This is a genomic window from Pseudomonas sp. PvP025 (assembly GCF_017832155.1).
In the GTDB taxonomy this organism is placed as follows: domain Bacteria; phylum Pseudomonadota; class Gammaproteobacteria; order Pseudomonadales; family Pseudomonadaceae; genus Aquipseudomonas.
Map to the genome: position 1 here is coordinate 3445914 of NZ_JAFIBJ010000001.1, position 12351 is coordinate 3458264.

Annotated in this window: 9 protein-coding genes, 1 tRNA gene and 1 pseudogene; 7 read left to right on the forward strand and 4 right to left on the reverse strand. The window is 59.8% G+C overall.

Translation table 11 applies throughout. The features are described from left to right. Positions 1-6 precede the first annotated feature (6 nt). Together folK and folB are read right to left on the reverse strand one after the other, a co-directional pair. The gene (folK, locus tag JOE32_RS14820) at positions 7-531 is read right to left on the reverse strand and encodes a 2-amino-4-hydroxy-6-hydroxymethyldihydropteridine diphosphokinase (protein WP_209985517.1); all 525 of its coding nucleotides are present in this window, start codon (positions 529-531) and stop codon (positions 7-9) included. After that, entirely contained in the window at positions 522-875 is a 354-nt protein-coding gene (gene folB / locus JOE32_RS14825) for a dihydroneopterin aldolase (RefSeq protein ID WP_209985521.1), read from the reverse strand. Before folB ends, folK begins: the two co-directional genes overlap by 10 nt. Positions 876-949: 74 nt before the next feature. On the opposite strand from folB, the gene plsY reads away from it, so the two are divergent. Then, a complete protein-coding gene (gene plsY / locus JOE32_RS14830) occupies positions 950-1519 on the forward strand; it encodes a glycerol-3-phosphate 1-O-acyltransferase PlsY (protein WP_209985524.1) in 570 nt (189 codons plus the stop codon). Between the two features lie 33 nt (positions 1520-1552). On the opposite strand, the gene tsaD is transcribed toward plsY, so the two are convergent. Then, a complete protein-coding gene (gene tsaD, locus JOE32_RS14835; protein ID WP_209985526.1) occupies positions 1553-2578 on the reverse strand; it encodes a tRNA (adenosine(37)-N6)-threonylcarbamoyltransferase complex transferase subunit TsaD in 1026 nt (341 codons plus the stop codon). 203 nt (positions 2579-2781) lie between these two features. Between tsaD and rpsU the strand changes: the two genes are divergently transcribed. From rpsU to JOE32_RS14865, 6 genes and pseudogenes are all read left to right on the forward strand, one after another. Then, positions 2782-2997, forward strand: coding sequence for a 30S ribosomal protein S21 (gene rpsU / locus JOE32_RS14840; protein WP_002551877.1), 216 nt, complete (start codon positions 2782-2784; stop codon positions 2995-2997). A 444-nt stretch (positions 2998-3441) separates the two neighbouring features. Next, positions 3442-5412 carry a DNA primase gene (gene dnaG / locus JOE32_RS14845; protein ID WP_209990531.1) on the forward strand — a complete coding sequence of 657 codons (1971 nt, stop codon included), beginning with the start codon at positions 3442-3444 and terminating at the stop codon, positions 5410-5412. A gap of 67 nt (positions 5413-5479) precedes the next feature. Further along, entirely contained in the window at positions 5480-7330 is a 1851-nt protein-coding gene (rpoD, locus tag JOE32_RS14850) for an RNA polymerase sigma factor RpoD (RefSeq protein ID WP_209985529.1), read from the forward strand. A 135-nt stretch (positions 7331-7465) separates the two neighbouring features. Further along, positions 7466-11209, forward strand: a complete 3744-nt coding sequence (locus JOE32_RS14855) for an EAL domain-containing protein (RefSeq protein ID WP_209985532.1) — start codon at positions 7466-7468, stop codon at positions 11207-11209. 15 nt (positions 11210-11224) lie between these two features. Continuing rightward, positions 11225-11301, forward strand: a tRNA-Ile gene (locus JOE32_RS14860). Positions 11302-11406: 105 nt separating this feature from the next. Further along, positions 11407-11850, forward strand: a pseudogene (locus JOE32_RS14865) (site-specific integrase); the annotation flags it as partial. Between the two features lie 243 nt (positions 11851-12093). Here JOE32_RS14865 and JOE32_RS14870 read toward each other — a convergent pair. Further along, positions 12094-12276, reverse strand: coding sequence for a transposase domain-containing protein (locus tag JOE32_RS14870; RefSeq protein WP_245229032.1), 183 nt, complete (start codon positions 12274-12276; stop codon positions 12094-12096). Positions 12277-12351 lie beyond the last annotated feature (75 nt).

The following is a 12351-nucleotide window of genomic DNA, read 5'->3' on the forward strand; positions in this document are numbered from 1 at the left end:
GCTTGCTCACGCCTGCAGGAGGGTTGCGGGCGTGAGTGGCTGGCCCTGCCATTCGAACCCGACCGGCGCCAGCACCTGGTCGATCTGTGCATCACGCCACAGCTCGGCCATGGTCCTGCGGGCCAGTGGATGCACGCGTTCCGGTGCCATCATCGACAGCGGCCACAGAACGAAAGCGTTGGTCAGGATCTCTGCGCGCGGCAGGATCAAACCATCGAAATCCCCCACCAGCTCGCCGTACAGCAATACGTCGATGTCCAGCGGCAAGCCTTTGCGGCCGGGTGCATAGCGGCCGTTTTCGGCCTCGATGAGTTTCAGCCTGCGGTCCAGTTCCTTCAGCGGCAGGTCGGTATATGCCGACACCACCAGGTTGAAAAAAGGCCCGCTCTTGATGCCAACCGGCTGGCTTTCGAACACCGCCGAGCAACGCATCTGCGTCAGAAAGCTCGCCAATGCATCCAGCCCGGCGCACAAACGCAACTCGCGCTCGATATTGCTGCCAAGGCCGAGGTAAACCTGAGTCAGCGACATCCGCGCTCGATCTCCACGCCCACGCCCCTGGCAGCCGGTACGGCGCCTGGCTTGGTCAACTTGAGGTGCAACCAGGGAATCTGGAACTCACTCATCAGCACCTGCGCCAGGCGCTCGGCGAAGGTTTCCACCAGCTGGTACCGGGACTCGTCGGCAAAGGCCTGGATACGTGCGGACACGCTGGCGTAATCCAGCGCCAGAGTCAGGTCGTCACCGGCCGCGGCCGGGCGATTGTCCCAGGCGAAACTCAGGTCCAGACGCAGGCATTGCTTGATGCCGCGCTCCCAGTCGTAGGCGCCGATCACCGTGTCGACTTCCAGGCCTTCGATAAACACTCTGTCCAAGCACTCTTCTCCGCAGCACGACAAGGGCGCGATGCCCCGTTAGAATCAGGGCGTCCTCGCCCGGAATAGTTAGCATGTTTTGGTCACTGGCGATTTTCGCCTACCTGCTCGGCTCGCTGTCCTTCGCCATTGTGCTCAGCCGCCTGACGGGAAATCCCGATCCGCGAATGAGTGGCTCAGGCAATGCCGGCGCCACCAACATGTTGCGTCTGGCCGGCAAGAAACTTGCCGTATTGACCCTGCTGGGTGACGTCTGCAAGGGCCTGGTGCCCGTGCTGATTGCCAGCCTCGCCGGCCTGGCCCTGCAACAGCAGGCCTGGGTGGGCGTATGCGCCGTCCTGGGCCATCTGTTTCCCCTGTACTTTCGCTTTCGCGGCGGCAAAGGCGTCGCCACGGCGGCCGGCATGCTGCTGGGGATCTACCCACCCGCGGCTTTGCTGGCCATGACGGCCTGGCTGCTGACGTTCTACCTGACCCGCACCAGCTCCCTGGCCGCGCTGATCGCCACGCCGCTCACCCTGCCATTGCTGGCCTGGCAGGCGCCGGCAGCGCTGTTGCCGATGAGCGTGCTGACGCTGCTGATCGTCTGGCGCCACCGCGGCAATCTACGCGACCTGTTTGCCGGGCGCGAACGGCATTTTTAAATACGCCCGGTGAACCCGGTTCATGCGCAAGCCTTACAACGGTGACAACTGCTCCATCGGCCAGCGCGCCTGCACGCTGATCGCCAGGCTTTCATGCTGCCCGGCCTGCAGGCGCTGGCAGCCGGCGTAGGCGATCATCGCGCCATTGTCGGTGCAGAACTCGGGGCGTGCGTAGAACACATCGCCCTTCATGTCACCGAGCATTTTTTCCAGCGAGGTACGCAAGGCCTTGTTGGCGCTGACGCCGCCAGCGATCACCAGGCGCTGCATGCCCGCCTGCTTGAGCGCGCGTTTGCACTTGATGGTCAAAGTGTCCACCACGGCCTGCTGGAACGCCAGAGCGATGTCGCAACGGGCTTGCTCACTGTCGTCCCCGGCGCTGACGCTTTGCTGCCAGGTGTTGAGTGCCGAGGTTTTCAAACCGCTGAAGCTGAACATCAGCCCCGGGCGATCACACATCGGACGCGGGAAGGTGTAGCGACCGGCCACGCCCTTTTCGGCGAGACGCGCGATTTCCGGGCCGCCAGGATAATTGAGGCCCATCATCTTCGCGGTCTTGTCGAACGCCTCACCGGCGGCATCGTCCAGGGACTCGCCCAACAGGGTGTATTGACCGATTCCATCGACCTGAACCAGTTGCGTATGGCCGCCCGACACCAACAAAGCGACGAACGGGAACTGCGGTGGTGTTTTTTCCAGCATGGGCGCCAGTAAATGGCCTTCCATATGGTGCACACCGAGGGCCGGAATGCCCCAGGCAAATGCCAGCGCCTGCGCGCAAGAGGCCCCAACCAGAAGGGCTCCAACCAATCCGGGACCGGCGGTGTAGGCGATGGCATCGATCTCGGTCGGCACACAGCCGGCCTCGTCCAACACCTGCCGGATCAACGGCAGCATGCGCTTGACGTGATCGCGGCTGGCGAGCTCCGGCACCACGCCGCCATAGGCACGGTGCAGGTCGATCTGACTGAACAGTGCATCGGCCAAAAGCCCGCGTTCACTGTCGTAAAGTGCGACACCGGTTTCATCGCAGGAGGTTTCAAGTCCCAGTACTAGCATGGGTTTGCGCCTTGTAGAGGCTGAATTCGAAGGCGCGCATAATAGTCGCCACTCCCCCTCCCGCCTAGCGGTTTTCGATCAGAGGCTTTGCATTCCGGGCAATGAGGGGTTAACATCCGCAACCCTTAAAAACCGACGACCTCAGCCGCGAATTTTTTGCGACGAGAACGTTGAATCCCGGTAATGAAAGAAGGTAGCTCTGGATGCCAGCCGTCAAAGTAAAAGAGAACGAACCCTTCGACGTAGCTCTGCGTCGTTTCAAGCGCTCCTGCGAAAAAGCCGGTGTTCTGGCTGAAGTTCGTAGCCGCGAATTTTATGAGAAGCCAACTTCTGAGCGTAAGCGCAAGGCAGCAGCCGCTGTTAAGCGTCACGCCAAGAAAGTTCAGCGCGAACAGCGCCGCGCCGTTCGTCTGTACTAATACACAGACGTTCGTAGCAAGCTTCTGCCAAGCCCGGCCCTCAGCCGGGCTGTTGGCATTTGCGGATATCGCTTGATGCTTCACTGTTGACGCCGCACACGCGACCGATACAACCGCTTCACACGTCAGGACTGGCTCTTTTGCCAGCGGTGCGCGTCTCTTCTGACGAGCCTAACAAGGCTACTGACGAGCACACTTATTCTTCAAACAGACGATCAACCGTGTCGGCTGTGCCCATTGACGAGTTCCGAGGCCGCCCGCAGGCCAAGACCGGATACCGGGGCAACATTTCCATGCCGACTCCTGATAGAAACCTAACGTCAGAGAATGTTCGGCAGATACACTTCCTGACAATCCATGCAGACGCAAGCTGGTCGAGCACTCGATAGCTGCGCTTGAACACTTCATGGACCCCGATTGACACGCAGTGATGACGAGAACGCCATGGCCGGGCTGATTCCCCAGAGCTTTATTGACGACCTTCTGAACCGCACCGACATCGTCGATGTTGTCAGCTCACGCGTGCAATTGAAAAAAGCCGGCAAGAACTACACCGCCTGCTGCCCGTTCCACAAGGAAAAGACCCCGTCGTTCAGCGTCAGCCCCGACAAGCAGTTCTACTATTGCTTCGGCTGCGGCGCAGGCGGCAACGCCCTCGGCTTCCTCATGGACCACGACAACCTGGACTTCCCCCAGGCGATCGAGGACCTGGCCAAAGCCGCCGGCATGGAAGTCCCCCGCGAAGAGAGTGGCCGCCCGCACAAACCGCGCCAGCCCACCGATTCGCCGCTGTACCCGCTGCTGACCGCTGCCGCCGACTTTTATCGTCAGGCGCTCAAGAGCCATCCGCAACGCAAGGCCGCCGTCGACTACCTCAAGGGCCGCGGCCTCACCGGCGAAATCGCCCGGGACTTCGGCCTGGGCTTCGCGCCGCCCGGCTGGGACAACCTGTACAAGCATCTGAGCAGCGACACGCTCCAGCAAAAAGCCATGATCGATGCCGGCCTGCTGGTGGAAAACGCCGAGACCGGCAAGCGCTACGACCGTTTCCGCGACCGCGTGATGTTCCCGATCCGCGACAGCCGTGGTCGTATCATCGCCTTTGGTGGGCGCGTACTGGGCGACGACAAGCCCAAGTACCTGAACTCACCGGAAACCCCGGTGTTCCACAAGGGCCAGGAACTCTATGGCCTGTATGAAGCGCGCAAGAACAATCGCAACCTTGATGAGATCATCGTGGTTGAAGGCTATATGGACGTGATCGCCCTGGCCCAGCAAGGTTTGCGCAACGCCGTGGCGACCCTCGGCACCGCCACCAGCGAAGAACACCTCAAGCGGCTGTTTCGCGTGGTACCCAGCGTGCTGTTCTGTTTCGATGGCGACCAGGCCGGCCGCAACGCCGCCTGGCGCGCCCTCGAGGCTACGTTGTCGAGCCTGCAGGACGGGCGCCGCGCGCGCTTTCTGTTCCTGCCCGAAGGCGAAGACCCGGACACTTTGGTACGCGCCGAAGGCACCGATGCATTCCGTGCGCGCATCAACCAGCATGCACAGCCGCTGGCGGATTATTTCTTCCAGCAACTGACCGAGGAAGCCGACCCGCGCTCCCTTGAGGGCAAGGCCCACATGGCCACCCTCGCCGCACCACTGATCGACAAGGTGCCCGGCGCCAACCTGCGCACCCTGATGCGCCAGCGTCTGCTGGAAATTACCGGGTTGAGCGGCGAGGCCGTCAGCCAGCTGGTGCACAGCGCGCCGCAGACCGCACCACCGACCTATGACCCGGGCATGGACTACGATGCCATTCCGGACTACGCCGACTTTCACCCGCCGCAGGACGCCTATGCGCCGCAGCAGGACTGGACGCCAAAGAAACCCGGTGCCGGCGGCAAGAAGTGGGAAAAGAAACCCTGGAGCAAGAATTTCAAGCGCGGTGATCGCGACGAGGCTTATGCCCCGCGAACACCGGTCGCCGTCGAAGCACCCACGCTGATTGCTCTGCGCACGCTCATCCACCACCCGGAACTGGCGGGCAGGGTTGAAAGTGCCGAGCATTTTGCCAATGAGAGCAATACCTACGCTCAGGTGCTGATTGCGCTGATCGAAGCCGTACAGAAAAATCCTAAGCTAAACTCCATCCAGTTGATGGCTCGTTGGCATGGCACCGAACAGGGCCGTTTGTTGAAAGCACTCGCAGAAAAGGAGTGGCTAATTGACGGCGATAACCTTGAACAACAGTTTTTAGACACCATTACTAGGTTATCTGCGGGTCAGCACACGCAGACCCTCGATGAGCTTATCAAGAGAGCAAGGCAGCCAGGATTGTCGGCTGAAGAGCAAATTCAGATAGCAAAACAGATGCGCGACCTATTAAAACAGAATGTTTCAGCATCAAACCCGACCTCAGCTGGCGTGTGAGGTCATAGCTCGGGTATAATCCTCGGCTTGTTTTTTGCCCGCCAAGACCTTCAGTGGATAGGGTGTTATGTCCGGAAAAGCGCAACAGCAGTCTCGTATCAAAGAGTTGATCACCCTTGGTCGTGAGCAGAAGTATCTGACTTACGCAGAGGTCAACGACCACCTGCCTGAGGATATTTCAGATCCTGAGCAGGTGGAAGACATCATCCGCATGATCAATGACATGGGGATCCCCGTACACGAGAGTGCTCCGGATGCGGACGCCCTTATGTTGGCCGACGCCGACACCGACGAGGCAGCCGCTGAAGAAGCCGCTGCCGCGCTGGCTGCGGTGGAGACCGACATCGGTCGCACGACTGACCCTGTGCGCATGTATATGCGTGAAATGGGCACCGTCGAGTTGCTGACGCGTGAAGGCGAAATCGAAATCGCCAAGCGCATTGAAGAGGGTATCCGTGAAGTGATGGGCGCAATCGCGCACTTCCCTGGCACGGTTGACCACATTCTCTCCGAGTACACTCGCGTCACCACCGAAGGTGGCCGCCTGTCCGACGTCCTGAGCGGTTATATCGACCCGGACGATGGCATTGCGCCGCCTGCCGCCGAAGTACCGCCACCGGTCGATCCGAAAGCCCCGAAAGCGGACGACGAGACCGACGACGAAGAGACTGAAGGCAGCAGCGACGACGAAGACGAAGTCGAAAGCGGCCCGGATCCGGTTATCGCTGCACAGCGTTTCGGTGCGGTTTCCGATCAAATGGAAATCACACGCAAGGCCCTGAAGAAGCATGGTCGTTCCAACAAGCAGGCAATTGCCGAGCTGTTGGCCCTGGCTGAGCTGTTCATGCCGATCAAACTGGTACCGAAGCAATTCGAAGGCCTGGTTGAGCGTGTTCGCAGTGCCCTCGAGCGTCTGCGTGCACAAGAGCGCGCAATCATGCAGCTGTGTGTGCGTGATGCACGCATGCCGCGTACCGACTTTCTGCGCCAGTTCCCAGGCCATGAAGTTGACGAAAGCTGGACCGATGCGCTGGCCAAGGGCAAGGCGAAATACGCCGAAGCCATCGGTCGCCTGCAGCCCGATATCATCCGCTGCCAACAGAAGTTGACCGCGCTTGAGACCGAGACCGGCCTGACGATTGCCGAGATCAAGGACATCAACCGTCGCATGTCGATCGGTGAGGCCAAGGCCCGCCGCGCGAAGAAAGAAATGGTTGAAGCCAACTTGCGTCTGGTGATCTCCATCGCCAAGAAGTACACCAACCGTGGCCTGCAATTCCTCGATCTGATCCAGGAAGGCAACATCGGTTTGATGAAGGCTGTGGACAAGTTCGAATACCGTCGCGGTTACAAGTTCTCGACCTATGCCACCTGGTGGATCCGTCAGGCGATCACTCGCTCGATCGCTGACCAGGCACGCACCATCCGTATTCCGGTGCACATGATCGAGACGATCAACAAGCTCAACCGCATTTCCCGGCAGATGTTGCAGGAAATGGGTCGTGAACCGACCCCGGAAGAGCTGGGCGAACGCATGGAAATGCCTGAGGATAAAATCCGCAAGGTATTGAAGATCGCCAAAGAGCCGATCTCCATGGAAACCCCGATCGGTGATGACGAAGACTCCCATCTGGGTGACTTCATCGAAGACTCGACCATGCAGTCGCCAATCGATGTCGCCACTGTTGAGAGCCTCAAGGAAGCAACCCGCGACGTACTCTCCGGCCTCACTGCCCGTGAAGCCAAGGTACTGCGCATGCGTTTCGGCATCGACATGAATACCGACCACACCCTTGAGGAAGTCGGTAAGCAATTTGACGTGACCCGTGAGCGGATCCGTCAGATCGAAGCCAAGGCGCTGCGCAAGTTGCGCCACCCGACGCGAAGCGAGCATCTGCGCTCCTTCCTCGACGAGTGATACCAAAACCCCCGGCCCAGGCCGGGGGTTTTGCTTTCTGTACATGTCTTTCTACAGATTAACTGCCTCGCCTCTCCCTCCCCCCGCATTGCCCGTCTACACTCGAAATATTCCCCGTGCCATAACGAGACCGTTATGCCCAGACTGCCGACCGTGATACTGCTGTCGCTGCTGACCTGGACCGCAACGGCTGGCGCGTTGACGCTTACTGATGAAGAGCGTGGCTGGCTGTCGGACCATCAGGAGCTGAAACTCGGTGTGGACCCTTTATGGCCACCGTTTGAATACCGTGATGAAAATGACCGTTACCAGGGCCTTGCGGCCGATTATATTCGCCTGATACAGGATCGCCTGGGCGTCAGGGTCAAACTGATCGAGCCTGGAAGTTGGAGGGCGGTTCTCGATCTGACGAAAGACAATCAGCTCGACCTGCTGCCTGCCGTCATGTCCACCCCTGAGCGTCAAAGCTTCATTGCGTTCACGCGGCCTTACCTGGACTTCCCCATCGTCATCCTGGCCCATGAGGGTGGCGCCAAACCGCGCAACCTTCAGGACCTGTACGGGCTGAAGATTGCCGTGGTGGAAAACTATGCGCCCCATGAGCTGCTGCGCAGCCACCATCCCGACCTCAATCTGGTCGCCATGCCCAATGTCAGCTCGACCTTGCAGGCGCTGGCCACCGACGAGGTGGATGCGGTAGTCGGAGACCTGGCTTCCAGCGTCTGGAGCCTGCGCCAACTCAAGCTGGAAGGCCTGTACGTCAGTGGCGAAACGCCCTATCGCTATCAACTGGCAATGGGTGTGCCGCGCGACAACAAGGTCCTGGTGGGCATCCTCGACAAGGTGCTCGCCGACCTCACCCCCGGCGAAACCGAAGCCATCCAGCAACGCTGGGTAGGCGGCATCAACGATCACCGCACTTTCTGGAAAGACCTGTTGACCTACGGCCTACCCGCCGTATTGCTGCTGATCACCGTATTGGCCATCGTGATTCAGATCAATCGCCGGCTCAGTTCGGAAATTTCCCGCCGCGTCGCCCTCGAACAGGAACTTCGCAGCAGCGAATACCACTACCGCGGCCTGGTGGAGAGCCTTTCCGCCATCGCCTGGGAAGCCAGCGTTACCGATTTCACCTACAGCTACGTGTCGCCCCACGCTGAGGATTTACTCGGCTACCCCCGTGCCCATTGGCTGATCCCGGGCTTCTGGCGCAATATCATTCACCCCGCCGACCTGACCCGCGCCGAAGCCTATTGCAACCGTGAAACGCGCGCCAACCGTGACCACAGCATTGATTACCGGGTTATCACCGCCGACGGCCGCTGCCTGTGGGTGCGTGACATCGTGAGCCTGATCGAACACGGGCACGAACCCGTGCTGCGCGGGTTGATGATCGATATCAGCGAAGCCAAGCGCACGGAAGAAGCCCTGCAGCGTTCCGAACAGAAATTCGCCTCGGTGTTCCAGCAATGCCCGGACATCCTGGTGATCGCGCGCCTTTCCGACGGCTGCCTGCTCGAGGTGAACAAAGCCTTCGAAGACCAGATTGGCCTGAGTGCCGAGCAGGTAATCGGCAAGGCCGGTACCGAGCTGGATATCTGGGGCATTCCCGGCACCGGCTCGGAGTTGCTGAAACGCGTCCAGACCACCAGTATCCGCAACCTGGAACTGCCCTTCCGGCGCAGCAATGGCCAGGCGTTCATCGGGCTGATTTCCGCCGAACCGTTCCTGCTCGATACCACGGAAGCCATCGTCGTCGTGGTGCGCGATATCACCCAGCTCAAGGAAACCCAGCAACAGCTGCAAACCTCCGAAGAGAAGTTCGCCAAGGCCTTCCATGCCTCGCCCGACGGCTTGTTGCTGAGTCGCCAGCGGGACGGCCTGTTGATTGAGGTCAACGAAGGCTTCAGCCGTCTCACCGGCTACACCTCCGCCACGTCTCTGGAACACTCAGCCATGGAGCTGGGCATCTGGGTCGATCTCAACGAACGCAAACACATGCTGGATCTGATACGACGCGACGGCTTCGTGCGTGACTTCATTTGCCACATACGGCGCAGCGACGGGGAGATCCGGCTTTGCGAAGTGTCCAGCCGGCCTCTGCCCATCGGTGATGAAGCCTGCATATTGACCATCGCCCGCGACATCACCGAACGTCAGTTGATGCAGGAGAAACTGCAACAGGCCGCGACCGTGTTCGAAAGCACCGCCGAAGGCGTGTTGATCACCGACACCTCGCAGAACATCAGCGCAGTCAACCGCGCGTTCAGCGAAATCACCGGCTACAGCGAGGCTGAAGCCTTGGGCCAAACCCCGCGTCTGCTCGCCTCCGGCCAGCACGACAGCGCGTTCTTCGCTGCGATGTGGCACCAGTTGGCCGCCCATGGGCATTGGCAAGGCGAGATCGCCAACCGTCGCAAGGATGGCGAGGTGTACCCCAGCTGGCTGACCATCAACGCCGTGCGTAATCGCGACGACGTGATCACCCACTTCGTTGCCGTGTTCGCCGATATCTCCAGCCTCAAACTTGCCCAGGCCCGCCTCGATTACCAGGCGCACCACGACCCGCTCACCGGCCTGCCCAACCGCACCCTGTTTGAAAGCCGGCTGCAGGCCGCTCTCGATGGCCACCAGGAAACCGGCCAACAAGGCGCCGTTCTATTCCTCGACCTGGACCGTTTCAAGCACATCAATGACAGCCTCGGCCACCCCATCGGCGACCTGCTGCTCAAAGGCATCGCCGTGCGCCTCAAAGAACAACTGCGCGACATCGACACCGTTGCGCGCCTGGGCGGCGATGAATTCATCATCCTGCTGCCCGGCCTGCAAAACGCCAGTGACGCCGACTACCTGGCCAACAAGCTGCTTGGCTGCTTCACGCAGCCGTTCCAGGCGGGCGAACACGAGTTCTTCATCAGCGCCAGCATCGGCACCAGCCTGTACCCCGAGGACGGCACCGACGTCGCCACCCTGGTCAAGAATGCCGATGCCGCCATGTACCGCTCCAAAGCCAAGGGCCGCAACCGGGTCGAAAGCTACACCAGTGACCTGACCACCCAGGCCAGCGAACGCGTGGCACTGGAACACGAACTGCGCCGCGCCATCGAACGTGACGAACTGAGCCTGTATTACCAACCCAAGCTGAGCCTGACGAGCCAGGAACTGATCGGCGCCGAAGCCCTGATCCGCTGGCACCACCCCACTTTTGGCGACGTGCCGCCCGAACACTTCATCGCCCTGGCCGAAGAAAACGGCACCATCCTGCAGATCGGCGACTGGGTGCTGGAACAAGCCTGCCAGCAACTGCACGCCTGGCAGGGCACCTTCGACACATTCGGCCCGCTCTCGGTCAACCTCGCCGGCGCACAACTGCGCAGCCCCAACCTGCTGGCGCGCATCGAACAACTGCTGCACGACTACCACCTCGACCCCGGCTGCCTGCAACTGGAGATCACCGAAAACTTCATCATGAGCCAGGCCGAAGAGGCCCTGAAAGTGCTGCATCAGCTCAAACACCTCGGCGTGCAACTGGCAATTGACGACTTCGGCACCGGCTACTCCTCCCTCAGCTACCTCAAACGCCTGCCCCTGGACTTCCTGAAAATCGACCAGTCCTTCGTCCGCGGCCTCCCCGACGACCCCCACGACGCCGCCATCGTCCGCGCCATCATCGCCCTGGGCCACAGCATGCAATTCACCATCATCGCCGAGGGAGTGGAGAATGCGGCGCAGCAGGATTTCCTGGCGGCGGAAGGGTGTGAACAGATGCAGGGTTACATCGTGAGCCTGCCATTACCGCCGGGCCTTTTTGCCGAGGCGTTTCTTCGTACGAAGATTGAGAATTTTACGGATGGCACAGTGAAGAAACCGTCGTTATAATCCGCGACCTACTGAGGGCCTATAGCTCAGTTGGTTAGAGCAGGGGACTCATAATCCCTTGGTCCACGGTTCGAGTCCGTGTGGGCCCACCATATAAACCAAGGGCTGCAGCAATGCTGCAGTTTCGAGAGGGTGTTTTGGAATGCCTCCGAGGTACAGTTTCGGTACAGTCCGTGCCGATGTCTTCGGAGAACAGCATGGCAACTCTCGTAAAAACCCCATCAGGAACGTGGAAAGCGGTCATCCGAAAAATCGGATGGCCGACAGCTTCCAAAACGTTTCGCACCAAACGCGATGCAGAGGATTGGTCACGTCGAACCGAAGACGAGATGGTCAGAGGTGTCTACATCCAGCGCAGCGGATCAGAGCGGATGACCCTAGAAGCGGCGCTGAAGCGTTATCTGTCTGAGGTCACTCCTACCAAAAAGTCTTCTACTCAGAATGGCGAAGCAAGCAAGGCAAAAAAGCCCACTACCGAGCCGGGTAAATACTCCCTTGCAGCCCTCTCCAGCGAAATCATCGCAGCCTACCGTGACAAGCGGCTGTCTCAGCCCGCAGCCCGCAAGCGCACACTGACCAGCAACAATACCGTTCGGCTTGAATTGGCGCTTCTCGGCCATCTCTACTCAACAGCAATCAAATCGACTCGGGTGGTACGCGGTTGCCGACACAGAGGGCCAGTGAAATTGGACAGTTGCTGCCGCACCAGTGGGTAGCTCCATCGCATTGATCAAATGGGCGTAACCCACTAGATTTCCCATTTTTTCCCCTGTCGTTGGCTAGATTTTCTTAACCGCGCCAAGATTTTCTTAATAATGTGCGCCGAACACTCAGAAAAAATTAACCGAAAATGGCCGCGCAACCACTATTTTTGGGCTTTCCGCTTATCGGTGGCGGCGGTAAAGCATCATTTCCAAAGATAAGCGCCGCTTGCGCAAGGTGGCGACACCGGCCTGTTCCAAGACCTGTTCGACCAGGGATGGATCGAGCAACGAGTCCAATCCTTCGAGGGAGTTGGGAGTCGAGACGAAGTTGTGGGTCAGTTCCAGTGCCGGAGCCAGACGCATAAAAAATCCGACGCCTATTCAGGCATCGGATTTTGATTTCTTGCGGCCAAAGGTCAAGCAATGAGGCTTAACTGA